Genomic DNA, 25,144 nt, shown 5'->3' on the forward strand with positions numbered 1-25,144 from the left:
AAGTATTTTTATACTGAAAATTTGTCAGGTTAAGATTTGGAAAAATCCTTGATAAGTCCAAGCCATAGGACTACATTAACCTTATATTTCAAGAATCAATGAAGTTTAGCGGCTACATCTGTTTATCTATTTACTTAAAGGAAAAATCATCTTGGCTAAAGCAAAAAAAGAGAAAACTGCTGCAGAAGAAAAAGTGAAAACCAACCAAATCGGTTTGGAAAAAAGCGAAACTGCACCGATTAATGAGAAGTTAAATTGCTCTGTTGTCAAGCTATCATGTGTTTTATCAAAATGTGCGCGGCTATCATTGGAATGTTAAAGGCGAGCATTTTTTCTCACTGCACACCAAATTTGAAGAACTCTATACCGAGCTGCAATTGCAGATTGATGAAATTGCCGAGCGCATTTTGACGCTGGCAGGCACACCGCTGCATGCTTACAGCGACTTTACGAAATATTCTTCTATCAAAGAAGATAAGAATGTGTTTGACGGCCGCGAATGTGTAGAAGGTCTGGTCAGTGGCTTACAGGAACTGATTGAAGAGCAACGCTCTGTGATTGAAGCGGCAGGCGAAGCCGGTGATGAAGGCACGGTTGATTTGATTACCGGCTATGTACAGGCGCAAGAGAAATTGATTTGGATGTATAACGCTTTCTTAGGCGTGAAGAAGTAACTAATATATTGTTTTTTAAATAGATGAAAAGCCGTCTGAAATTTTCAGACGGCTTTTTTTTACTTTTAAAACATTGATTTAAGAAATTTGAGAAATTAGCTTATTTGATTTTCATTGGACTTCATTTTAAGAAGCTTAATCAGAATTAATCGTCAGTAAAGCAATTATGACTGGTTCAGCCCCTATAAATCCACCAAATAATGCATCCATTTCAGATTGAGGGTGTATGTATTAACTAACCACCTAATCAAAAATTACTGTTAACAATCTGTCAATTGTACAAATAGCAACTACAAAAAGCCAATCAATTACTTCTGATATATTTTCTAAATATGATGTTTCACATCCTTCAAACCAATCTATCAGAAAAAATTCACGCCGCTAACGCTGCTAAAATTTTATCGTGAATGCCACCAAAGCCACCATTGCTCATCACCAAAATCTGATCACCGCTTTGCGCGTGTTTCACAATCTTGACTACGAAGGCATCAAAATCTTGACCAACATGCAGTTTGTCGCCCAGCGGCGCCAACGCTTCAGCTACATCCCAATCCACGCCACCGGCATAGCAGAATATTTGGTCGGCTTCGCGCAGGCTTTCGGACAGCGCGGCTTTCATGGTGCCCAGTTTCATGGTGTTGGAACGTGGCTCCAGCACGGCTAAGATGCGGGCGTTACCCACCTTTTGGCGCAAACCGGCCACGGTGGTGGTAATCGCGGTCGGATGGTGGGCAAAATCGTCGTAAACAGTCACGCCGTTAACCGTGCCTTTGATTTCCATGCGGCGCTTCACGTTTTGGAATTGGCCTAAGGCTTCGCAGGCCGTCTGAACATCCACACCGACATGACGTGCGGCAGCAATCACGGCCAATGCGTTCATGCGGTTGTGTTCGCCCAATAATGCCCATGCAATGTGGCCGACTTGTTCGCCTTTGAAAAATACGTCAAAGCCACCCTGCTCGTCTGCTTCACCAATTTGCCAACCGGCTTGGTTGCCGAATAGTTCGACCGGTGTCCAGCAGCCTTTGTCTAAGGTTTCGTGAATACTTTCTTCGCGACCGTTGGCAACAATCAGGCCGTCTGAAGGCACCGTGCGCACTAAGTGGTGAAACTGGGTTTGAATTGCGCCCAAATCGGTAAAAATATCGGCATGGTCAAACTCGAGATTATTCAAAATCGCCGTGCGTGGGCGGTAATGCACGAATTTGCTGCGTTTATCGAAAAACGCCGTATCGTATTCATCGGCTTCAATCACGAAAAACGGCGATTTACTGTTTGGGTCTTGATGCGGAGTTTGCGGTAAACGCGCCGACACGCTGAAATTCTGTGGCACGCCGCCAATCAAAAAGCCCGGCGCCAAACCTGCATATTCCAACACCCAAGCCAGCATAGATGCTGTGGTGGTTTTGCCGTGTGTACCTGCCACGCCCAAGACCCAATGATGATGCAACACGTTTTCTGCCAACCATTGCGGGCCGGAAATATATGGCAAGCCACGGTTTAACACCGCTTCAACCACGTCCATGCCACGCTTGGCGACATTACCAATCACATACACATCGGCTTGAAACTCATCCAACTGCGCGGCATCGAAACCTTCGTGCACATCAATGCCCAAGGCTTCAAGTTGCGTACTCATCGGCGGATACATTTTGGCATCGCAGCCGCTGACTTTAAAACCTGCTTCTTTGGCAATGGCTGCTACGCCGCCCATAAATGTGCCGCCGATTCCGATAATGTGAATGTGTTTCATGATGCAAATATCTTGTTCAAAAACGCTCATTATAGCGGAAATCGGCTTAAAAGGCCGTCTGAAAATATGAGAAGCGTTTATATGGAGTATAATGTTCAGACATAATCACAACAGAGAGAGCCAACCATGAAATTTATCAAAAACCCGCGCTGCCGTTGCTTGGGCGCCCAATGAGCCCTTAAAAATCGAAGAATTAGATTTAATGCCGCCACAAAAAGGCGAAGTGTTGGTGCGCATTGTCACCACCGGCGTGTGCCATACCGACGCTTATACGTTTAGCGGACAAGATTCGGAAGGCGTGTTCCCTTGCGTATTAGAGCATGAAGGTGCCGGTATTGTCGAAGCAGTCGGCGAAGGTGTTACCGGTTTTGCCGTTGGCGATCATGTGATTCCACTTTACACCGCCGAATGCGGCAAATGCAAATTCTGTACTTCAGGAAAAACCAACCTGTGTTCGTCTGTCCGCACCACCCAAGGTAAAGGTTTGATGCCCGATGGCACAGTGCGCTTTTTCAAAGACGGCCAGCCGATTTATCACTATATGGGCACATCGACCTTCTCGGAATACACCGTTGTTGCCGAAGTGTCTTTAGCCAAAATCCAACCTGAAGCCCCGATTTAAAAGAAGTCTGCCTGCTCGGCTGTGGCGTGACCACCGGCATGGGCGCAGTGATGAACACGGCCAAAGTAAAACGCGGCGACACTGTAGCGATTTTCGGCTTGGGCGGCATCGGCTTGGCTGCCATTATCGGCGCACGCATGAGTGGCGCAAGCCGCATTATCGGTATCGACACCAATCCGTCTAAATTTGCTTTGGCAGAGAAACTTGGTGCTACCGATTTTATCAACCCGAAAGATTTCGATAAACCGATTCAAGAAGTAATTATCGAGATGACCGATGGCGGTGTGGATTATTCGTTTGAATGTATCGGCAATGTGGAAGTAATGCGCGCGGCTTTGGAATGCTGCCACAAAGGCTGGGGGGAAAGCATCATTATCGGTGTGGCACCGGCCGGAGCGGAAATTTCCACCCGTCCGTTCCAATTGGTTACCGGCCGCGTATGGCGCGGTTCAGCATTCGGCGGCGTAAAAGGCCGCAGCGAATTGCCGGGCATTATCGACCAACATGCGCGGCGAATTTGCCTTGAGTGATTTCATTACTCACACCATGCCTTTGGACAACACCGCGTTTGATTTGATGCACGAAGGTAAATCGATTCGCAGCGTGATTCATTATTAATCGGGCAATATGAATAAAAAGATAGGCCGTCTGAAAGTAATTGCTTACTTTCAGACGGCCTTATTCATGGAATATTAATTTCAGTGAATTTTAAAAATCTGACATTTTGATTATTTTCACACCGAAACGATTTGTGCATTTCCCACAAAAAAACTTACTTAAGCGATTAAGTAAGCTTTTATAGAAACGCATATTTCAAACCGTTCCAAATTATTGATTATCCAATTAACGCTCGCTTAAAGCCTGTTTCATACGGGTAATTGGTTTGATTAAGTATTGGAATACGGTTTTTTCACCGGTTTTCACATCAACTGTTGCCACCATACCCGGGATAATCGGCATTTCTTTGCCGTTTTTGTCCGTCAAGCTGTTGCTGTCCGTTTGTACCAAAATACGGTAATACACTTGGTTCGGATCAAGCTTCAAATCATTGGCACGGTTTTGCATAGAGTTACTTACGGTATCTGGGCTGATTAAGGTCACTTTACCGTCTAAACCACCGTAAATGGCATAATCATACGCACTGATTTTCACCACAGCCGGCAAACCCGGGCTCATAAAGGCTACGTCTTGCGGGCGGATATAGGCTTCTACCAACAATTTGTCGTCTAAAGGTACGATTTGCATGATGTCTTGACCCACATTCACCACACCACCAACAGTATTGATTTGAATATCCTTCACAATACCACGCATCGGTGCACGGATTTGCGAACGCTCTACTGGGTCGGCGCGCATGGCTGTGTTTTCTTTGGCTTGAGCCAATTCAGATTCAGCCTGCACCAATTCATTATTGGCATCAGCCATATAGCGGTTGCGTCGCTCAGCAATTTGCAAAGTCAATTCGCTGGATTGACGCTGCATACGCAACAATTCCACTTCCGAAACCACGCCTTGCGCCACCATTGGTGCAGTGATTTCAATTTCTTTATCCAACGTTGCTTTGCTCAAGCTCAGGCTTTGAATCGCATCAGTCACTGCACGACGGCGGGCATTGTAAGCAGCCTGTTCACGCGCACGCAATTCGTTGCTGATGCCTTTTGGAAAAGTCAACGCTGTGTTGTAAGCTTCTGCCTTCAAACGTGCTACCATGGCTTCTAAGTTGGCCACTTTAGCTTCGCTTTCGCGCAATACAGCCGAGCTGCGTGTATCGTCTAATTTCAGCAAGATTTGGCCTTTTTCGACAATATCACCTTCTTTCACCGAGATTTCGGTGATGATGCCCGGATCCAAACTTTGAATCACTTGCTCACGGCTGCTGGGAATCACATTGCCGTTACCACGGGTCACTTCTTCAATCGGGCTGTTATAAGCCCAAATCACGAAGACCACCAGAAACAGGAAAAACAGGATAATGACCCAAAATTGCCCGCTGTGTTTTTCTTTTTGCAAGGCTGCATTCAAATCATTGATTAAATGCAAATCCTTATGTTTGACGTTGTTTTCACTACTCATAATGATAAACCTCAATTGGGTGTTTTTATTAAAGGCCGTCTGAAACCTTTTTATTATGTGAATCGGTTTTTACGACTGATTGGCCGAAGCTTGCGCGCTTACCTGAACATTGGCAGTTGCTTGGTGTGCAGGTGCATTATTATTGCCTTGTTGCGCCGCTTTGTTTTTGTTTTGCTCATTTTGCATCAGGTTTTGCAATACCAAATCACGCGGACCGTCCATCACCACTTTACCGTTATCCATGACAATGATGCGGTTGACAATTTGCAATACTTGCGGGCGGTGCGTCACCAAAACCATGGTACGGTCTTTACCCCATTGTGCGATCGCATTCAAGGCCATGCGCTCGGTAGCTTGGTCAAGACTGGTCGTCGGCTCATCCAACAACACCACTTTGGGATTGCGCAACGTCATGCGCGCCAAGGCGATAATTTGTTTTTGGCCGCCTGACAAACCTAAGCCGTCTTCGCCCAAAGGCATATCCAAACCGCGTGGGTGGCTGCGGATAATTTTATCCAAGCCGAAACGTTTTAAGGCATTCAGCAAATCTTGGTCGGAAGAATAACCATCGGTACGCGCCAAATCCATGTTTTCACGCAAAGTACCCAAGAACAAACGTGGCGCCTGACTCAGCAAAACCACTTGATTACGCAGAAAATTCGGATCCAATTGACGCATATCTACGCCATCTAAGGTCACATTGCCTTTATCTGTGTCGTAAAGGCCGCTTGCCAATTTCAGCATGGTGCTCTTACCGCTACCGATACGGCCCAAAATACCGACTTTTTCACCCGGTTTGATGGTAACGCGCAAGTCGCTTACGGCGGCATTTGCATCGTCTTGATATTTAAATGATACGTTTTCAAAGGTAATCGCACCTTGGACATTATCCAAAGTAATGTATTTGCGTTCCGGGCTGCGCTCAATAGGACGCTCAACAATTTCATTGATGCCCTGCAATGCTAATTTTGCTTGCTGGAAGCGGGTTGCCAAGCCGGCGATTTGTGCCAATGGTGCCAACGCACGACCCGATAGAATTACCGAAGCAATCAACGCACCCATGGTGATACGGTCAGCAGTATTTTCCGCATGAATCAGATACGTGCCCACCAATACCAAAAATACAGTATTCAACTGCTGCATACCCACGGCAAAATTAACCATGAAATTGCTGGTATCTTTAACCTTAATCGCAGATGCCGATGTTTTGGCAGTGTATTCATCCCAACGTTGTTGCGCCCAAGAAGTCGCATTGTTGGTTTTAAGTGTTTCAATGCCTTCAATGGCTTCAACGGCCAAGCCCGAACGTTGCGAACCTTCTTTCATTGATTCATTGATGTGGCGTGATAAGGGACGCTGAACCAAAAAGCCGACAATAATCACAATCGGAATGATGGCCAAAGGCACCAAAGCCAATTTGCCGCCAACAATGCCGATTACAGTAATAAATAACAGCAAGAATGGCAAATCCACCAAAGTCAGCAAACTGGCGCTGGTCATGAATTCACGCACTGATTCAAATTCGCGCAAGTTATTCGCATATGAACCTGAAGAAGCCGGACGGTCAGCCAAACGTAAAGCCATCACGCGGCGGAACAAAGCCGAGCTGATGATTAAGTCGGCTTTTTTACCGGCAATATCAGTTAGATGGCCGCGAATCATCTTTGCGGCAAATTCAAATGTAATCGCCAAGACCACACCAATACTCAATACCCATAAGGTTTCATAAGCTTGGTTGGGAATCACGCGGTCGTAAACATTCATCACATATAACGAGCTGACCAAAGCCAAAAAGTTAATGATGAAGGTCGCTAAAATCACTTGGTAATAATAACCGCGGAAACGCCAAATCACCTTCCAAAACCATGCTTTAGGCAGATGGTACTCTGGCAATTCCGAGCGGGTATCCGACACCATTTTTGGTTTAATAAACCAGCAATAGCCCAAATACAGCACCGATAATTGCTCATGATCCAGTTCTTGCTCTAAACCATCCACCTGGCGGATGTGATATTTACGCCCCTTACCCGCACCTTCGATTTGGGTAATCACGGCGGCTTCTTCATTGTGCAAAATAATCAGCACAGGCGCCGCCAAAGACGGAATGTCTTCCAAATTTCGTTTGGACAAGGTATTTTCAAAGCCGTGGCTGCGTAAGACTTCAGTAAGAGAGTGATAGTTGACATTCAGTTTTTGATCCCGCACCACCTCTGCCGAAAGCGCTGCTTCCGACACAGGAGCCCCTAATAAGCGGGTAACTAATGCAACATGTTCAATAATAGCTTTCATGATGATGGATTCACGTAATGATGATAAATTTTCTGATGTTTATTGCTTCACGCCGGCCCAATTGGCCACTTGTGACTGTGTGACAAGGTATTCCAAAGCGGCATCACGGAAATCGTTGTGCGCGGTAATGTTTTCCTGCTCGATGCGCGATAACTCGGTATAGGCACCCAATACGTCAGTCAAAGTGCGACGGGCAATTCGGAATTGCAATTCGTAGGTTTTCACTACGTCTTTTTGCGCCGCGATGTGTTGTGATGTGATTTCGGCACGCTGCTCACTTTGTCTCATGTCAATTTCAGCAGTTTGTGCTTTTTCGTTGACATCACGCAGTATTTGTTCGGATTTAGATTCAGCCGCAATCAAAGCATGCGCATTTTTTTGCACATTATGACGGGCAGCAATATCCAACACATTCCAAGCCACATTTAAATAAAGTTGCTTGGTTTCTTTGGTAGCATTGCCCTCCAAATTGATGGCTGGGAGGCGTTGCGATTTGGAAACATCCAACTCGGCTTTTACACTCTCCTGCTCAGCGATTTGCGCCTGATAAGACGGATTAATGTTTTTATCCGGATTCTGATAGGTTTGTACCAAGCTGGTTGACGTATCGCTGCGGAATGGATCAGTCAAATCCGCTTCTGTCATTTTCTTACCGGTATAGCGCGATAAACGGCTCAAGGCCAATTCCATGGTACGGCGTTGTTGCGAAATGGTGGTTTCTACTTGCAATTGACGCGCTCTGGCTTCAATCAGCTCAGAACGGCGGCCGCTGTCATACTTCGCAATAACATTCAAATCTTTCAAAAGGTTATTATGGCGAACCAGGCTCTGCTGATTCACCAGCAACATTTCTTTGGCACGTAAAGCAGTCAGGTATAACTTGCCCACTTCGCTGCCCAATTGTTCTTGCGTTTCGAAATATTTGTGTTTGTAATATTTTTCTTTGTTTTTATCACGTCGCACAGCGGCTTCGATACCGCCCCAAGAATACAGATTGAGCGTGCCGCGCACACCCAAGCCGCCGTCCATATCATCGCTTTTGTCTTGGTTTTTTTCAGCCAATACCTGGACTCCGGTCAAGGTCAATATCGGGTAGTGGCCGGCACGGGTGGCTTTGGTGGTGCTTTTGGCAGATTCTTCCGTAGCTTTCGCTTCCAACACGGTCGGGTCGGAAAGCATGGATGCTTTGAGAATATCTTTGAGATCCTGCGCAGAAACAGTTTGCGCAGACATCATACAAACAATCGAAAGTAAGGAAATTTTTTTCAGAAACCCCGATTGGCGGGCGCTGAACGGCATAAGATGGGAAAGTGGGGGGCGCATATGATTCACAACAAGTGTATCCGTATATGTGTTTGTTATGGGCTAAAAAATTCTTGCAATTTAATTGGTTGACAGCCTATTCTATTAATGTTCACAGCATATCATCATATTTAACATTTCTCATCATTTCTCAGATAAAAGGTATCGATACGCTACCAAAAGTACACGTTTCTTTATACTGTCAATAAAGTGACTATTTGTTTATCATCAGAATCTATGAACCGTATGTATCGTTTGCTAATTAATGCAAACCAGACAAAACAAGAGGTCGTTGGAAACAAACTCTTGCAATAATTCTAACTTATTGATGAGAAGAAATAATCTGCAACATTTGCCCCAATACTTTCGGATTGCCGGCCACTACATCACCGGTTTCCAACCAGCTTTCGTTTCCTTTCATATCAGTCACGATACCACCCGCTTCTTGTAAAATCAATGCACCAGCAGCAATATCCCAAGGTTTTAAGTTAAATTCAAAAAACCGTCCAAACGTCCGCAAGCCACGGCACACAAATCCAACGCAGCCGCACCTTCACGGCGACCACCGGCGGTTTTCGACAAAAAATCTTTCAAGATAGCCAAATACTTGTCCATCATGCTTTGATCAACCACCGGAAAACCTGTACCAATTAAGCAACGGTTTAATTCAACGCGGCTGGAAACACGGATACGGCGATCATTCAGCAATGCGCCTTTGCCACGCGATGCCATATATAAATCATTGCGTTCAGGCGCGTAAACCAAGGCTTCTTGTAACACACCTTTGTGCAGCAGCGCCATAGAAATCGCATATTGTGGATGACCGTGCAAGAAATTGGTGGTGCCGTCTAAAGGATCGATAATCCATTCGTATTCGGCATTGTCTTTACCGTGGGAACCGGTTTCTTCGCAGGTGATTTTGTGATGTGGGTAGGCTTCTTTGAGCGCGCCCACCAGAATCATTTCTGATTCACGATCAACATTGGAAACAAAATCGTTAAAGGCTTTACTGTCGACTTTGACAGTATCCAGATTGCCGCCGGCACGGGTCATCATCTGGCCGGCGCGACGGGCAGCTTTAAAGGCAGTATTTAAAATCGGGTTCATGGGTTTCTTTCTAGAATAAGGTACAATACCGCTTGGCGCACAGTAACCGCACGCCAAGCGCAACGTTTTCACGTTTCCAATGTTGTTAAAGAACGTTTCAGATTTTCAGACGGCCTGTTTTGATAAAGGCCGTCTGAAAGAAATGGAGAAATGGAAGTATGCCGCATTATAACCGATTAGCTTTGAAACCGAAACAAACATGATTGCCAAACCCACCCTGCCCGACTATTTAAACCACATCCACATCATTCTCACGCGCACCAGCCATCCGGCCAATATCGGCTCGGCCGCGCGCGCCATGAAAACCATGGGTTTGTACAAGCTCACTATTGTCGCGCCCAACCTGATGGCCACGCCGATGACGGAACATCCGCCTGTGTTCGACCCGCAAAACCCGCAAAATTTCCAATTACCGGAAGAAAGCTTCACACTGGCATCAGGTGCGGCCGATGTATTGGCCAACGCCAAAATTGTTGCTACTTTAGATGAGGCCTTGGCCGACACGACCATCAGTTGCGCGCTCACCAGCCGCCGCCGTGAAATCACTGCGCCGCTGCAAACCCCTCGTCAATTAGTGCCCGAATTATTACAAGCAGCGGCCAACGGCGGACAAGTGGCCTTAGTGTTCGGCAACGAAACCTTCGGCCTGTCGATTGAAGAAGTGCAGGCCTGCAACCGCTTGATGACCATCAACGGCAATCCTGATTATTTCTCGCTGAATCTCGCCCAAGCCGTGCAAGTGGTTTGCTATGAGATTTTCAGCCAAACCGATGTGCCGATGACGCACTTGCAGCAGGAAGACCACGCCGCCACCCACGAGCAAATCAAAGGCATGGTGTCACACATGGAATCGTTGATGCATGACGTAGACTTTTTCAAACGCCGCAACAGCGAACGCCTGATGCGCCGTATGCAAAGCCTGTTCGGCCGCGCCAACACGCAAACAGAAGACATCGACATTTTGCGCGGTTTTTTCAATACCTTGAAACAACGTTTGAAAGATTAATTTTTTCAGACGGCCTTCATTCCTAAAACGCCCGTCTGAATCAAAATAGACTCATGAATTACGCCCTTGATGCCTTATGGTGGAAACTCACCAGCCAGTCCGTGCGCGAGCTGGCAAGCTTGCTTACCGCCCCGCCCCTGTGGCACAGCGGAGCAGAATTACCGGTGCGCGAATTGCTGGGCGAACACGGTTTCCGCTACCTGCTCTCGCTCGATCAAAATCCCCAGCCGCTCACCGATTATCTGGCGCAACACGCGCCGTTTGGCCGCCGTTTGGGTTTATATGCCGAACATTTGCTGGCCTTTTGGTTCAACCGCGCGCCGCATGCCGAATTGTTGGCACAAAACCTGCAAGTGGTTTCAGACGGCCTCACCGTCGGCGCAGCGGATTTTATCGTCAAACTCAACGGTAAGGCTTATCATCTTGAATTAACGTGTAAATATTATGGCAGTACCAGCGGACAATTTAATGATTTATGCGGTTTAAACCGGCAAGACCGCTTGGCCGATAAAGCCAACAAATTACCGCAGCAACTGATGCTGCTGAAATTTTCAGACGGCCTCAAAACCTTGCAGCAACATCAATTACCGAACCATTTGCAACCGGCCTCAATTGTGCGCGGATCGGCTTTTTTACCGAAGGCTTTACTGATTTCCAAGCGCCGCTCAATCCTTACGCTTGGCGCGGCGTGTATCTGAGCGATTGGAACGCACACGATTTCAGCCGCACCGACACGCGTTATTACCTGCTCGAGCGCATGGCCTATCTCGCACCCGCCCGTGTGACTGAAACAGAAACCTTAAGTACCGAAGCCGTGCGCCAAATCGACAGCGGCTTAGTCGCCGTACTCGAGCGTCGTCCCGACGGCTATTGGCACGAAATATTGCGTATCATGAAAAGCGTGTAAGTGCCGCTTCAATCTGTTGCCTAGCTTCTTTTTCAGACGGCATCGTCTTCAGGCCGTCTGAAAATCCCGTATAATCGACCTATTTCATGATTTAAAGTAACCCGCCCATGACACCGATTCAACTCGAACACACCGCCGCATTGCTGGCCGACATGCTGACTTTCAAGCAACCTGCCGATGCGGTTTTGTCCGCCTACTTCCGCGAGCACAAAAAGCTCGGCCGCCAAGACCGCCACGAAATCGCCGAAACCGCCTTTGCCGCTTTGCGTCATTATCAAAAAATCGCCGCCGTGTTACGCCGCCCCCACGCCCAATCGCGCAAAGCCGCGCTGGCGGCATTGGTGCTCGGCCGCAGCGTCAACATCGGCAAAATCCAAGATTTGCTCGATGAAGAACAAACTGAGTTTCTCAGCCATTTAAAAGCGCGCAAAGCCGAGTTTTCAGACGGCCTGCATACCGCTGCCGAATTACCGGAATGGCTGATTGCACAATTGCAAACCCATTACAGCGACGAAGAAATTCTCGCTTTCGGCCGCAGCATCAACCAACCCGCGCCGCTGGATTTGCGCGTGAATACCTTGAAAAACAAGCGCGATAAAGTCTTGGCCGTCTTGCAAGCCGAAGAACCGAGCGCCGAAGCCACGCCGTTTTCACCGTGGGGCATCCGTTTGAAAAACAAAATCGCCTTAAACAAACACGATTTGTTTCTTGACGGTTCGGTCGAAGTGCAAGATGAAGGCAGCCAATTGCTGGCTTTACTGGTCGGTGCCAAACGCGGGGAAATCGTAGTCGATTTTTGCGCCGGAGCAGGCGGCAAAACCTTGGCCATTGGTGCACAAATGGCAAACAAAGGCCGCATCTACGCCTTCGACATCGCCGAAAAACGCTTGGCTAATCTCAAACCGCGAATGACCCGCGCCGGCCTGACCAACATCAACCCAGAGCGCATCAGCAGCGAACATGACAGCCGCATCGCCCGCCTCACCGGCAAAGCCGACCGCGTTTTGGTTGATGCACCGTGTTCAGGCTTGGGCACATTGCGCCGCAACCCCGATTTGAAATACCGCCAATCGCCGGAAACCGTGTCCGACTTATTGGCACAACAACACAGCATTCTCACCGCAGCTGCCAAATTGGTTAAACCGAAAGGCCGCTTGGTATATGCCACCTGCAGCATTTTGCCGGAAGAAAACGAACATCAGGTCGAGCGTTTCTTGGCCGAAAATCCCGAGTTTGAATTGCTCGACAGCAGCGAATTGCTCGCCGCCGCCAAAGTGGACTTAAACACCGGTCAATACCTGCGTATGAATTCTGCGGTTCACCATACCGATGGTTTCTTTGCGGCGGTATTGCAGCGCAAATGACAATAGGCCGTCTGAAAATATAAACTGAAACACCTTTGCAAAAGTCTTTCAAAAGCTAATACGCACAAAACCGACGTCATTTCCGCGCAGGCGGGAATCCATTTTCGAGCATAGCAAACTGTTAAATAAAATAGGTTTCTTAGATTTTGCGGTGATTCCCGCCTGCGCGGGAATGACGTCGCGTTTGTATATACTGGTTTTTGAAGGAACTTTGCAAAGATCGCCAACTTTATTTTCAGATGGCCGTTGCTTGAATTTCATCCTTTACGTCCTATTTACTCACCGTATTGCCAAAAGAGTCATTTTAAATTCCCGCAACTTGCGTATAATGATGACATTCAAACCGAATCAATCCGATTGTTTTAAAGGAACCATACATGAGCATTCATGATCAAATCAAAGAAGTTGTCACCACCCACCGTGTTGTCTTGTTTATGAAAGGCACCAAGCAATTCCCGCAATGCGGCTTCTCTTCGCGCGCCGTACAAATTTTGAATGCAGTTAACTGCACCGATTATGTAACGGTTAACGTGTTGGAAAACGACGAAGTGCGCCAAGGCATTAAAGAATACAGCGACTGGCCGACCATTCCGCAACTGTATGTCAACGGTGAATTTGTCGGCGGCTCCGACATCATGATGGAAATGTTCGAAGCCGGCGAATTGGAAGAAGTGTTAAAAGCCTAATTATTAACAAAGGCCGTCTGAAACCCTGTTCAGACGGCCTTTTTCATGGTTTACACTGTTTGCGCGACACCTAAAAAAAAGTATAATAAGCTCACTTTACCAGATACCGAGTAGAAGCAATGAATGTGACCGTCATCGACCATCCCTTGGTCAAACACAAATTAACCCTGATGCGCGAAGCTGAATGCAGCACCTATAAATTCCGCGCACTCGCCACCGAACTCGCCCGCCTGATGGCCTACGAAGCCAGCCGCGATTTCACCATGGAAAAATACATCATCGACGGCTGGTGCGGCCGTATTGAAGGCGAGCGCATCAAAGGCAAAACCTTAACCGTGGTACCGATTTTGCGTGCCGGCTTGGGCATGCTCGACGGTGTATTGGATTTGATTCCCACTGCCAAAATCAGCGTGGTCGGCCTGCAACGCGACGAAGAAACCTTAAAGCCGGTTTCCTACTTTGAAAAATTCGTCGACAGCATGGACGAGCGCCCTGCCTTGATTATCGACCCTATGCTGGCCACCGGCGGCTCGATGGTTGCCACCATTGATTTATTGAAAGCCAAAGGCTGCAAAAACATCAAAGCCTTGGTATTGGTTGCCGCACCCGAAGGCGTGAAAATCGTCAATGATGCGCATCCCGATGTAACCATCTACACCGCCGCGCTCGACAGCCATCTGAACGAAGACGGCTACATTATCCCGGGCTTGGGCGATGCCGGCGATAAGATTTTCGGCACACGATGATTCAAATAAGCAGGCCGTCTGAAAAATATCAGCTTTCAGACGGCCTGAGACCTTTGCAAAACCCTAGATTTGAGTACAGTTCAAAGTTGCAGCAGCATAAAAAGCGCAGACCTATCATAAAGATAGGCAAACTCTCGAGCAGCGCGCAACGAAGAAATGTACCAAAGATGAAGATTTTGCAAAGGTCTCAGCCTGTTTCCCCCTTTCTTCACCACATCAAATTAAGGAACACCATGGGCTTTCAAGACAATCTGGCTGCCATGCCTGCAATCGACCACTTAAGCGGTCTGGACGTTAATACCGAACAAGGCGAAACTGTTCATCATATTCCTGCCGCACCGGGCAAGATCGGATCATTAAAACTCTATCACGCGCTGGCGCAAGAATTTGATAACCAATTAAACACCACTGCCGCCGAACGCGGTTTGGCCTTGTTTGCAGAGCATGTGGCCGATGCCGAAGCCAATCCGGGCAAACACCCTAACATCGATTTGCTCTTTAAAGTAAAAGCCGAAAATTTGGTTTATCAATTGAAACCATTACAAGCTTAATTGAAGATAAATGCCGTCTGAAAAACCATTTCAGACGGCATTTTGTTACCCCGTAACAAAATCGTTTACATTATTTAAAATATGTTATACCATAACTAATCGTTTACTTGAACCACCTTACTTTTTAGAGAACAGCCATCATGAAAAAATCTATTTTGCTGATTACTTCCGTATTGTTCCTATCCACCGCCGCACACGCCCACCGCGTATGGGTTGAAACTGCCCACACCCACGGCGGCGAACACCTGACCGCCGAATTGGGCTACGGCGAATTTCCAGAATTAGAGCCGATTGCCAAAGACCGCCTCAACATCTTCAAACCATTGCAACTGGTGACCGAAAAAGGCAAAGAAAACCTGATTCAAAAAGGCCAATTCAACTACCAATACCGCAGCAACCGTCCGGTTAAAGACGGCAGCTACTTAGTAATTGCCGAATACCAACCGACTTTCTGGTCGAAAAACGCCGCTGGTTGGAAACGTGTGAATAAAACCGAAATGGCCGATGCCGCTTACTGCGAAGAAAGCCGTATGTACGGCAAAAACATCGTCAACGTCGGCCATGAAAGTGCAGACACCGCCATCATCACCAAACAAGTCGGCCAAAACTTAGAAATCGTACCGCTCGACAATCCGGCTAACGTTCACGCCGGCGAACGCTTTAAAGTACGCGTACTCTATCGTGGCGAACCGTTGGCCAACCATCCGGTAACCGCAACCTTCGACGGCTTTGACAACAGTGACCGCAGCAAAACCCACAAAGTAGAAGCGCAAGCATTCTATGATGTGACCAACGACAAAGGCGAAGTAGACATCATTCCATTGCGCCAAGGCTTCTGGAAAGTCAATGTTGAGCACAAAACCGACTTCCGCGACCAAAAAGTCTGCGAAAAAGAGTCTAACTACTCCACGCTCACCTTCCAAATCGGCCATACGAACCACTAATCCATACGTCTAAAAACTGCCGAAATACGCGGCAATACATTGCAAACGTCAAAGGGCGTCTGAACATTCAGACGGCCTTTTTTTCAATCAAAAACTCAAGGCCGACGAGGCGAAAACCGCCATTCACCCAAAGCCAAATCCAATTCAAAAATATCCAAGCACCCAATCGTTACCCGCACCAAACGCAAACACGGATAACCGGCCTTCGCCGTCATGCGTCGCACTTGGCGGTTTTTACCTTCAGTAATCTTAATTTCCAACCAAAAATCCGGCACTGTTTTACGCATCCGAATCGGCGGCTGACGCGGCCACAGTTTATCCGCTTCCCCCTCGGCCAATACACGCACCTTGGCAGGCCCCGTCACAAAATCACCCAAATCCACACCACGGCGCAAAAAATCCAACTTTGCCTCATCCGGCACGCCTTCTACCTGCGCCCAGTAAGTTTTTTCCTGTTTAAACTTGGGATCCGCAATTCTGGCCTGCAAACGCCCGTTATTCGTCAACAACAACAAACCTTCACTATCCGTATCCAAGCGCCCAGCTGGATAAAAACCCGGCTGCTCGACATAATCTTTCAGGCATGGGTGTTTCTCATGCGGTGAAAACTGGCAAATCACGCCATAAGGTTTGTTTAAAACAATCAAATCATTCATTCAGACGGCCTCAATATTGTTTTGGATATTCAAGCAACAACCGTAAACCAATGCAACACGTTTGCATCATGATGGTTGATAACACAATAAATCTCCACCAGAACAAAACAAAACCCGCTGATTTATCAGCGGGTTTTGTTTTGTTCTGGCGGAGTAAGAGGGATTCGAACCCTCGATGCAGGTTGACCCCACATGCTTCCTTAGCAGGGAAGTGCCTTCAGCCTCTCAGCCATTACTCCTAAGGAAACCTGAACTATACTGGTTTGCCGCAGGGCTGTCAAGCATGAAAAAAGAACGGTTCAATAAACATCTGAATTAATTGGGAACAAAATTAATTACTCCGGATAGTTAAGACCAATCTGATTTCACCTTGCTCGGTTTACCTCCGCAGCCGATATTCATCGCTCACTCGCCCATCTTTGATTAGGCAGCGTTTGCTATACCAAAAAACTAGCTTATTGATAATGACTGCATTCCCCAATTTCTTTAAATTATGCCATAATAAGGTGTGCCATACCGCTTGGCATGGAAAAGAAAAACCTTAACCTACAAGAGAATCTCTATGACTAACAAAGCCACCATTATCTATACCCACACCGATGAAGCACCTGCTTTGGCAACCAAATCATTCCTGCCTATCGTATGTGTGTTTACCCAATTCGCCGACATCAACGTAGAAACCAAAGATATTTCATTGGCCGGCCGTATTTTGGCCACGTTCCCGGATTTTTTGAAAGAAGAGCAACGCGTGCCGGATGCTTTGGCCGAGTTGGGCGAGCTGGTGAAAAAACCAGAAGCCAACATCATCAAGCTGCCGAACATCAGCGCGTCTGTACCGCAACTGACTGCTGCGATTAAAGAATTGCAGGCGCAAGGTTTTGCTGTGCCGGATTTCCCGACCGACCCGAAAACCGATGAAGAAAAAGCCATCCGCGAGCGCTATGACCGAATCAAAGGCAGCGCGGTAAACCCTGTTTTGCGCGAAGGCAACTCTGACCGCCGCGCGCCTAAAGCCGTGAAAAACTTTGCCAAGAAAAACCCACACAGCATGGGCGCTTGGTCTAAAGATTCCAAAACCCACGTTGCCACCATGCAAAGCGGCGACTTTTTCCATAACGAACAATCGGTTACCGTACCGGCCGCCACTTCTGTTTCTATTGTCTTCACCGACAAACAAGGCAACAAAAAAGAATTACGCAAACCGGTTAACCTGAAAGACGGCGAAATCATCGACGCAACCGTGATGAACAAAAAAGCCTTGGTGAGCTTCTTGAATGAGCAAGTGAAAGAAGCCAAAGAGCAAGGTTTGCTGTTCTCATTGCACATGAAAGCGACCATGATGAAAGTGTCTGACCCGATTATCTTCGGTCACGCCGTGAAAGCTTTCTTTGCCCCTGTATTTGAAAAATTCGGTGGCGAATTGGCCGCTGCCGGTGTCAACGTAAACAACGGTTTCGGCAACTTGTTAGGCAACTTGGACAAACTGCCGCCTGAAACCAAAGCTGCGGTTGAAGCCGAAATCGCTGCTGTATACGCGGCCAACCCTGATTTGGCGATGGTGGATTCCGACAAAGGTATCACCAACCTGCACGTACCAAGCGACGTGATTGTCGATGCCTCTATGCCGGCGATGATCCGCAATTCCGGTCAAATGTGGGATAAAGAAGGCAAGCAGCAAGATACCAAAGCCGTGATTCCTGACAGCAGCTACGCCGGCGTGTACCAAGCCACCATCGATTTCTGCCGCGAACACGGCGCATTCGACCCGACCACCATGGGTACGGTGCCAAACGTCGGCCTGATGGCACAAGCAGCCGAAGAATACGGTTCGCACGACAAAACTTTTGAAATCGAAGCCGACGGTGTGGTTGAAGTAGTTAATGCTTCGGGCGAAGTGTTGATGAAGCACGAAGTTGAAGCCGGCGACATCTGGCGCATGTGCCAAACCAAAGATGCTCCGGTGAAAGACTGGGTACAATTGGCGGTAAACCGTGCCCGCTTGAGCAACACCCCTGCCGTATTCTGGCTGGATGAAAAACGCCAGCACGATAAGAGCCTGATCAACAAGGTGGAAACCTACCTGAAAGACTTGGATACCGATGGTTTGGATATCCGCATTCTGTCTCCCGTAGAAGCGACCAAGTTCAGCTTGGAACGCATCAAAAATGGCGAAGACACCATCTCTGTAACCGGTAACGTATTGCGCGACTACCTGACCGACTTGTTCCCGATTTTGGAATTGGGTACCAGCGCAAAAATGCTGTCTATCGTGCCTTTGATGAACGGCGGCGGCATGTTTGAAACCGGTGCGGGCGGCTCTGCACCGAAACATGTGCAACAATTCTTGGAAGAAAACCACTTGCGTTGGGACTCTTTGGGTGAATTCTTGGCCTTGGCGGTATCATTTGAGCATTTGGCTCAAAAAACCGGCAACAGCAAAGCGCAAGTTCTGGCTGACACTTTGGACGCCGCTACCGAGCAATTGCTGTTGAACGGCAAGTCTCCAAAACGCAAAGCCGGCGAACTCGACAACCGTGGCAGCCACTTCTACATCGCGCTCTACTGGGCACAAGCATTGGCCGATCAAGACAAAGATGCTGAGTTGAAAGCCAAATTTGCGCCATTGGCTGAAACCCTGACGGCCAACGAAGATAAAATCGTGGCAGAATTGGCCGCCGGTCAAGGTAAAGCTGTGGACATCAAAGGCTACTACAGCCCGAACGAAGAGTTGGCTTCTGAAGCAATGCGCCCAAGCACCACTTTGAACGCGGCTTTGGCTGCACTGTAAAATGAAAGCGAGGCCGAGACCTTTGCAAAACTTCGGATTTGAGTACAGTTCGAAGTTAGAGCAGCGCAGAAAGCGCAGACATATCATGAAGATAGACAAGATTTCGAGCTGCGCATAACGAAGAAATGTGCCAAGGATGAAGATTTTGCAGAGGGCTCAGGCCGAATTTTTTGTAACATGTGTCACATTCATTGAATTTGGCTGCTGACATTCATCAAAGGCCGTCTGAAAGTTAACCACACTTTCAGACGGCCTTTTTATATGTTGCTTTATGGTTCAGACGACCTGCAAACGGGATAAGATTATTGCCTGGCAATCCACCCGAACAATCTATCCGCTTTGCCTTATTTAGCCTATAATGCATGTTTAACGATTCCGCGCCGTTTGAATGTTCAGACGGCCTGTTTTATTTTCTGCGCTATTGTCATGCTTCTCGATATCAACCGTTATCCTTTTCCCGTTTTCAAAAAAGAAATCCGCCACTTGATTTTGCTGGCGGTGCCGATGCTGTTGGCACAGGTGGCGCAGATCGGCATCGGTTTCGTAGATACCGTGATGGCCGGTGGTGCGGGTAAGGAAGATTTAGCCGCCGTGGCTTTGGGCAGCGGCGCATTTGCCACCATTTTCATCACTTTTATCGGCATCATGACTGCGCTGAACCCCATCATCGCCCAGCTTAATGGTGCGGGTAAATTTGATGAAGTGGGTGAAACCGGCCGCCAAGGTTTGTGGTTCGGGCTGACCTTGGGCATAATCGGTATGCTGCTGATGTGGACGGTGATTATGCCGTTTCGCAACTGGTTGGATTTGAGCGGCTACATCGAAGACACGATGGCGCTGTATATGATTTTTACCGGTTTGGGCATGCCCGCGGCGATGATACACCGCGCGCTGCACGCGTATGCCTCCAGCCTCAACCGCCCGCGCGTGATTATGTGGGTCAGCGTGGCAGCGTTTTTTCTGAATGTGCCTCTCAATTATATATTTGTCTACGGCAAATTCGGCATGCCGGCTTTGGGTGGTGCAGGTTGCGGCTTGGCGACAGCTTTGGTGTTTTGGTTCAACGCCATCGCTTTATGGCTGTATGTTACCAAACAGGATTATTTCAAAAAATTCAAGCTGACTGACCGCTTCAGCAAGCCGGATTGGGCGGCTTTTAAAAATTTTTGGAAACTGGGCGCACCGATTGGTTTGTCTTACTTTTTGGAAGCCAGCGCGTTTACCTTCATTGTGTTTTTAGTAGCGCGTTTGGGCGAAGATTACGTGGCGGCGCAACAGGTGGTCATCAGCCTGACCGGCATTATTTATATGGTGCCGCAAAGTGTCGGCGCAGCTTCGACCGTGCGTGTGGGTTTTGCACTCGGCCGCCGCCAATTTGCCCGCGCCCGATATATTTCCGGCGTATCGTTGATTTTAGGCTGGGCATTGGCTGTCATCACCGCCTTGGCTTTGATATCATTGCGTTATCCTTTGGTGGGCATGTACACCGACGATGCGGCGGTACTGAACATTGCCGCAGGTGTGTTGCTGTTGGCGGCGGTGTTCCAATTGTCTGACTCGACCCAGTGCATTGCTTCCTACGCCCTACGCGGCTATAAAGTTACCAAAGTGCCGATGTATATCCATGCCATTGCCTTTTGGCTGTGCGGTCTGCTACCGGGCTATATCTTGGCTTACCGCTTCGACATGGGCTTGAACGGTTTTTGGGCGGCCCTAATCGTATCGCTCAGCATTGCCGCGATGGCATTGGTTTGGTGTTTGGAATTGTGTAGCAAATCATTGGTGAAATCTTATGCACGATAAATTTCAGACGGCGCGAATCACGTGCCGTCTGAAAACCATCATATTTATTTTTTTCAGACGGCCTTATCCTATGCCGTCTGAAACCTTTTCTCAGGCTTTATCATGAAACTCAGTTATCAAACCGACCTGACTCCCTACAACACCTTCGGCCTTAAAGCCAATGCCCATGCCTTTGCCGTTTTGGAACAGGCTGAAGATATCCGCAAAATTATCCGCCTGCCTGAATTCAGTCGCCACAACGTCTTGTGGCTGGGTGGCGGCAGCAATATTCTGCTGATGGAAGACTATTCCGGTTTGGTGGTGCACATGGCGAATAAAGGCGTGCGCGAAATCGCCCGTTCAGACGGCCTTGTGTATATCGAAGCGCAAGCCGGTGAAATTTGGCATGAATTTGTATTGCACACGCTGGATTTAGGCTTAAGCGGCTTGGAAAACCTAAGCCTGATTCCGGGCACAGTCGGCGCTTCTCCGGTGCAAAACATCGGCGCATACGGTTTGGAAGTGAAAGACGTCATTCACAGCGTACGCTGCTTTGATTTGGACAACGAAAACTTTGTCGAATTGAGCAATGCCGATTGCCGATTTTCTTATCGTGAAAGCTTTTTCAAGCAGACCGGCAAAGGGCGCTATGTGATTGTGTCGGTAGTGTTTGCCCTCAAAGAGCATTTCACGCCCAACCTGAAATACGGCGACTTAGCCGCCGCAGTCGAAGCCATCTGCCAAGGCCGGGAAGCCACGGCAAAAGACGTGTCTGATGCCGTGTGCGCAATCCGCAACAGTAAACTGCCCGACCCGAACATTCTCGGCAATGTCGGCAGTTTCTTTAAAAATCCGATTGTCAGTGCGGAGCAAGCTGCATTATTATCGAGCGAATACACTAATATGCCGCATTACCCGCAAGCCGACGGCACCGTTAAGCTGGCTGCAGGCTGGCTGATTGACCAATGCCGTCTGAAAGGCTTCCAAATCGGCGGTGCGGCCGTGCATGACAAACAGGCTTTGGTGTTGGTGAACAAAAACAACGCCCAAGCCGAAGATGTTTACCGTTTGGCGCAACACATTTGTCACGTAATTGAAGAAAAATTCCAAGTTACATTACATGCCGAACCCAACTGGCTTCCGGCTTCATACAGTTTGTAAGCTATACCATTAAGGAATAATCACGTGGTACGAGAACCCAAAATCAATACTTATACCCGCATTATCAATGCCAGCCTTGTTTTATTTAATGAAGAAGGCGAGCGAAACATCAGCACCAATCACATCGCAGCGCACTTGGGCATCAGCCCCGGCAATCTGTATTACCATTTCCGCAATAAAGATGAAATCATTATCCAGCTTTTCAAGCGCTACAGCGAAGCCTTGCTGCAATACCTGCAAGAAGCGGAGCTGCCTAAAGATGTTGAAGGCGCGATTACCTACATGGCCGGTATTTACAATGTAATGTGGGAATATCGTTTCTTATTTAGCGATGTGAACACCCTCTTGGCACGCAGCGCCGAATTATTGGGCGAACACAACAACTTTACCCACGCCAAAGTGTCACCACTATTGGTAAAATTATTGAACGAACTCAACGACCACGGCATCATTTGCGCCGACAAGACCGCCATTGACGACTTGGCCGTGAATATGTGGATAATGACCAAATACTGGTTTGATTTCGATGGCTCACTGCAAGGCCGCACAAAATTAACCGAAGACTCCAAAGCACGCGGCGTACAACGCTCATTGAGCCTGTTGCGCCCTTATCTGTTACCGGACTACATGGTTGAATTCGACCAAAAAATCAGCAACCTGCCGGTTTGATTTTTTACTTTTGTTCAGGCCGTCTGAAAAAGAATTGATTTTCAGACGGCCTCGGCTTTTACTCAGAAAATGAATAACATGAAAAATATCGCTGTTTATTGCGGTTCAAATTTAGGGGAATCGCCTGCTTTTTATCAAGCTGCCCAAGACATGGGTAAAACCATTGCCGAGCGTGGCAGCCGTCTGGTTTACGGCGGCGGTAAAGTCGGTCTGATGGGCACGGTTGCCGATGCGGTTTTGGCTCATGGCGGCGAAGTCATTGGCGTGATTCCGACTTTTTTGCGTGAAAAAGAAGTCGCCCACCAGGCTTTGGCCGAGCTTATCGAAACGGCCGACATGACCGAACGCAAAACCAAAATGATTACCCTATCCGATGCCTTTATCGCCATGCCCGGCGGCATCGGCACGTATGAAGGATTGTTTGAAGTCTTGTCGCTATCCCAGCTGGCCTTCATGTCAAACCCATCGGCATATTGAATATCGAAGGCTTTTTTAATCCGTTGATAAGCTTAATGCAGCAAACCGCCGCGCAAGGATTTATGCCTAAAGCCAATCTGGGCTTGCTCTGCGTGGCGGATAATCCATCAGATTTGCCAGCCCAAATGACGGCGTATAAGTTTGTCGATGTGCCTAAGTGGGTGCAGCCGGGCTGGCAAAAATAAAAGGCCGTCTAATATGAACAAAACACTTCCTGCTTGCGCCATTCTCGGGCTGGGCTATCTCGGCCGCCCGTTGGCGCAGAAACTCTATGAAAACGGCTGTGAAGTGGCCGCCATCAAACGCCACCTTACTTCCGATGATATCAACCTGCCGATTCAGCTTGATGCCATCGATTTAAACCAACCCAATGCTTTTCAGACGGCCTTGCACCATTGGGCAGACAAACCGACATGGTTCTGCCTGCTGCCGCCGTCTTCGCTCAACGATTACACCGCCACGCTGCAACAATGGCTGCAATTGGCCGAATCGCTTGATGTGCAACACATTATTTTCACCAGCAGCACCAGCGTTTACGGCGACGAAGCGCGCGAGTGCGATGAAACCAGCCCGCTGAACCCGCAGACCGACAACGCCAGGCAGATTGCCGCGGTGGAAATCTTGCTGCTCGACAGCCGCATTCCCAATGTCGATATTTTGCGCCTGGGCGGCCTTTATTCGGCCGAACGCCATCCGGTAACACGATTACTCTTGAAACGCAATATCAGCGGTGGCAAACAGCCGGTAAATGTGGTGCATCAGGATTTGGCCGTGGCCGCGTTGCTTCAGACGGCCTCGAATCCCGACGGCAAGCGTATCAAAAACGTGGTCGAACCGAATCATCCGACCCGCGCCGAATTCTATACCGCCGAAGCCGCCAAGCTTGGTTTGCCCGCACCCGATTTCAATCCCGACGGCCAAAGCAGCGGAAAAATTGTAAATACCGTTTGCGTGCGCGGCTTAAGTCTGTAAAATCAAGCTTGTTTTATTTTCAGACGGCCTCAGAGAAAACCATGTCCGCCCTCCTTCCAGTGATCAACCACCTGATTCAGCAGAATCCCGAGCATCAATATGATCTGGCCGGATTTGCAGGTAAAACCCTGAGCGTTCAGATTGCCGGTTTCCGTATTCACGGCCGCATCAGCGAAAAAGGCTTTTTAGAAGCCGCCTCCCATGCGCCTGATACCGAAATCACTTTCCACAACAGCGCCATTCAAAAAATCCTGCAAGGCGGGCAGCCCGGTGTAGGCGATATTGCCATCGATGGCGATTTGATTTTGGGTATGTCGCTTTTGCCGATTCTCGGCGGACTACGCTATTATGCCAACGATGATTTAAGCCGCATTTTCGGTGATGCCGCAGCCGGCAGCATTGCCACCCGCGCCGCCGTTATCGGCCATACGGTCAAACAAATCGGCAAAAGCATCGCCGAGCAAATCAGCGAGTTTTCCCGCGAACCGAAATCGCCGGTCATCGACCAAGCCACGCTGGCCACGTGGATGGAAGAAGTCGACCAACTGCGCGACGATGTTGCCCGCCTACACGCCCGCCTTGACCGGCTTGAGCGCGATATCCGGCTCTGATTTC

General features: G+C 48.3%; 20 protein-coding genes, 1 tRNA gene and 4 pseudogenes. 17 read left to right on the top strand and 8 right to left on the bottom strand.

Features of this window, described 5'->3' with window-relative positions; translation table 11 throughout:
- Positions 1-151 precede the first annotated feature (151 nt).
- Both CGZ65_RS13335 and CGZ65_RS07295 read left to right on the top strand, forming a co-directional pair.
- On the top strand, positions 152-319 hold the full coding sequence (locus CGZ65_RS13335; RefSeq protein WP_198345248.1) for a hypothetical protein: 168 nt from the start codon (positions 152-154) through the stop codon (positions 317-319).
- Positions 279-674 carry a Dps family protein gene (locus tag CGZ65_RS07295; protein ID WP_198345249.1) on the top strand — a complete coding sequence of 132 codons (396 nt, stop codon included), beginning with the start codon at positions 279-281 and terminating at the stop codon, positions 672-674. The genes CGZ65_RS13335 and CGZ65_RS07295 overlap by 41 nt, the downstream gene beginning before the upstream one ends.
- A gap of 373 nt (positions 675-1,047) precedes the next feature.
- On the opposite strand, the gene mpl is transcribed toward CGZ65_RS07295, so the two are convergent.
- Positions 1,048-2,427: a UDP-N-acetylmuramate:L-alanyl-gamma-D-glutamyl-meso-diaminopimelate ligase gene (mpl, locus tag CGZ65_RS07300; RefSeq protein WP_096296130.1), complete on the bottom strand. Its 1,380-nt coding sequence runs from the start codon at positions 2,425-2,427 to the stop codon at positions 1,048-1,050.
- A gap of 184 nt (positions 2,428-2,611) precedes the next feature.
- On the opposite strand from mpl, the pseudogene CGZ65_RS07305 reads away from it, so the two are divergent.
- Positions 2,612-3,667 (top strand): annotated as a pseudogene (locus tag CGZ65_RS07305) (S-(hydroxymethyl)glutathione dehydrogenase/class III alcohol dehydrogenase).
- A 225-nt stretch (positions 3,668-3,892) separates the two neighbouring features.
- On the opposite strand, the gene CGZ65_RS07310 reads toward CGZ65_RS07305, so the two are convergent.
- The 4 genes and pseudogenes from CGZ65_RS07310 to CGZ65_RS07325 form a co-directional block, all read right to left on the bottom strand.
- On the bottom strand, positions 3,893-5,122 hold the full coding sequence (locus CGZ65_RS07310; RefSeq protein WP_096295376.1) for an HlyD family type I secretion periplasmic adaptor subunit: 1,230 nt from the start codon (positions 5,120-5,122) through the stop codon (positions 3,893-3,895).
- Positions 5,123-5,191: 69 nt separating this feature from the next.
- A complete protein-coding gene (locus CGZ65_RS07315) occupies positions 5,192-7,411 on the bottom strand; it encodes a type I secretion system permease/ATPase (RefSeq protein ID WP_232507397.1) in 2,220 nt (739 codons plus the stop codon).
- Positions 7,412-7,450: 39 nt separating this feature from the next.
- Positions 7,451-8,644 (bottom strand): TolC family protein, encoded by a 1,194-nt coding sequence (locus CGZ65_RS07320; RefSeq protein ID WP_096296131.1) that lies wholly within the window; start codon positions 8,642-8,644, stop codon positions 7,451-7,453.
- A 391-nt stretch (positions 8,645-9,035) separates the two neighbouring features.
- Positions 9,036-9,820: pseudogene (locus CGZ65_RS07325) on the bottom strand (inositol monophosphatase family protein).
- A gap of 199 nt (positions 9,821-10,019) precedes the next feature.
- On the opposite strand from CGZ65_RS07325, the gene CGZ65_RS07330 reads away from it, so the two are divergent.
- From CGZ65_RS07330 to CGZ65_RS07340, 3 genes and pseudogenes are all read left to right on the top strand, one after another.
- Positions 10,020-10,826 carry an RNA methyltransferase gene (locus tag CGZ65_RS07330; protein ID WP_096295377.1) on the top strand — a complete coding sequence of 269 codons (807 nt, stop codon included), beginning with the start codon at positions 10,020-10,022 and terminating at the stop codon, positions 10,824-10,826.
- Between the two features lie 53 nt (positions 10,827-10,879).
- Positions 10,880-11,733, top strand: a pseudogene (locus tag CGZ65_RS07335) (DUF1853 family protein).
- 107 nt (positions 11,734-11,840) lie between these two features.
- Positions 11,841-13,097: an RsmB/NOP family class I SAM-dependent RNA methyltransferase gene (locus CGZ65_RS07340; RefSeq protein ID WP_096295378.1), complete on the top strand. Its 1,257-nt coding sequence runs from the start codon at positions 11,841-11,843 to the stop codon at positions 13,095-13,097.
- A 48-nt stretch (positions 13,098-13,145) separates the two neighbouring features.
- On the opposite strand, the gene CGZ65_RS07345 is transcribed toward CGZ65_RS07340, so the two are convergent.
- A complete protein-coding gene (locus CGZ65_RS07345) occupies positions 13,146-13,358 on the bottom strand; it encodes a hypothetical protein (protein WP_096295379.1) in 213 nt (70 codons plus the stop codon).
- A gap of 116 nt (positions 13,359-13,474) precedes the next feature.
- On the opposite strand from CGZ65_RS07345, the gene grxD reads away from it, so the two are divergent.
- From grxD to CGZ65_RS07365, 4 genes are all read left to right on the top strand, one after another.
- Positions 13,475-13,783: a Grx4 family monothiol glutaredoxin gene (gene grxD, locus CGZ65_RS07350; protein ID WP_096295380.1), complete on the top strand. Its 309-nt coding sequence runs from the start codon at positions 13,475-13,477 to the stop codon at positions 13,781-13,783.
- Positions 13,784-13,902: 119 nt separating this feature from the next.
- Entirely contained in the window at positions 13,903-14,529 is a 627-nt protein-coding gene (gene upp / locus CGZ65_RS07355) for a uracil phosphoribosyltransferase (RefSeq protein WP_096295381.1), read from the top strand.
- Positions 14,530-14,762: 233 nt separating this feature from the next.
- Positions 14,763-15,080, top strand: a complete 318-nt coding sequence (locus CGZ65_RS07360; RefSeq protein ID WP_096295382.1) for a DUF2322 family protein — start codon at positions 14,763-14,765, stop codon at positions 15,078-15,080.
- Between the two features lie 140 nt (positions 15,081-15,220).
- Entirely contained in the window at positions 15,221-16,024 is an 804-nt protein-coding gene (locus tag CGZ65_RS07365; RefSeq protein ID WP_096295383.1) for a DUF4198 domain-containing protein, read from the top strand.
- 95 nt (positions 16,025-16,119) lie between these two features.
- Here the strand turns inward: CGZ65_RS07365 and CGZ65_RS07370 are convergent, their stop codons facing one another.
- Positions 16,120-16,680, bottom strand: coding sequence for a pseudouridine synthase (locus CGZ65_RS07370; RefSeq protein WP_096295384.1), 561 nt, complete (start codon positions 16,678-16,680; stop codon positions 16,120-16,122).
- 146 nt (positions 16,681-16,826) lie between these two features.
- Positions 16,827-16,919, bottom strand: a tRNA-Ser gene (locus tag CGZ65_RS07375).
- 323 nt (positions 16,920-17,242) lie between these two features.
- Here CGZ65_RS07375 and CGZ65_RS07380 point away from each other — a divergent pair.
- From CGZ65_RS07380 to CGZ65_RS07415, 7 genes and pseudogenes are all read left to right on the top strand, one after another.
- Complete coding sequence (locus tag CGZ65_RS07380) at positions 17,243-19,468, top strand: NADP-dependent isocitrate dehydrogenase (RefSeq protein WP_096295385.1); 2,226 nt, start codon at positions 17,243-17,245, stop codon at positions 19,466-19,468.
- A gap of 426 nt (positions 19,469-19,894) precedes the next feature.
- Positions 19,895-21,271, top strand: coding sequence for an MATE family efflux transporter (locus CGZ65_RS07390; protein WP_096295387.1), 1,377 nt, complete (start codon positions 19,895-19,897; stop codon positions 21,269-21,271).
- 102 nt (positions 21,272-21,373) lie between these two features.
- The gene (gene murB, locus CGZ65_RS07395) at positions 21,374-22,411 is read left to right on the top strand and encodes a UDP-N-acetylmuramate dehydrogenase (protein WP_378595648.1); all 1,038 of its coding nucleotides are present in this window, start codon (positions 21,374-21,376) and stop codon (positions 22,409-22,411) included.
- A 24-nt stretch (positions 22,412-22,435) separates the two neighbouring features.
- Positions 22,436-23,080 carry a TetR/AcrR family transcriptional regulator gene (locus tag CGZ65_RS07400; RefSeq protein ID WP_096295389.1) on the top strand — a complete coding sequence of 215 codons (645 nt, stop codon included), beginning with the start codon at positions 22,436-22,438 and terminating at the stop codon, positions 23,078-23,080.
- A gap of 78 nt (positions 23,081-23,158) precedes the next feature.
- Positions 23,159-23,742, top strand: a pseudogene (locus CGZ65_RS07405) (LOG family protein).
- Between the two features lie 13 nt (positions 23,743-23,755).
- Positions 23,756-24,529, top strand: coding sequence for an SDR family oxidoreductase (locus CGZ65_RS07410; protein ID WP_096295390.1), 774 nt, complete (start codon positions 23,756-23,758; stop codon positions 24,527-24,529).
- A 41-nt stretch (positions 24,530-24,570) separates the two neighbouring features.
- Positions 24,571-25,140, top strand: a complete 570-nt coding sequence (locus tag CGZ65_RS07415; protein ID WP_096295391.1) for a ubiquinone biosynthesis accessory factor UbiJ — start codon at positions 24,571-24,573, stop codon at positions 25,138-25,140.
- Positions 25,141-25,144 lie beyond the last annotated feature (4 nt).

Source organism: Neisseria weixii (assembly GCF_002327085.1).
Lineage (GTDB): Bacteria > Pseudomonadota > Gammaproteobacteria > Burkholderiales > Neisseriaceae > Neisseria > Neisseria weixii.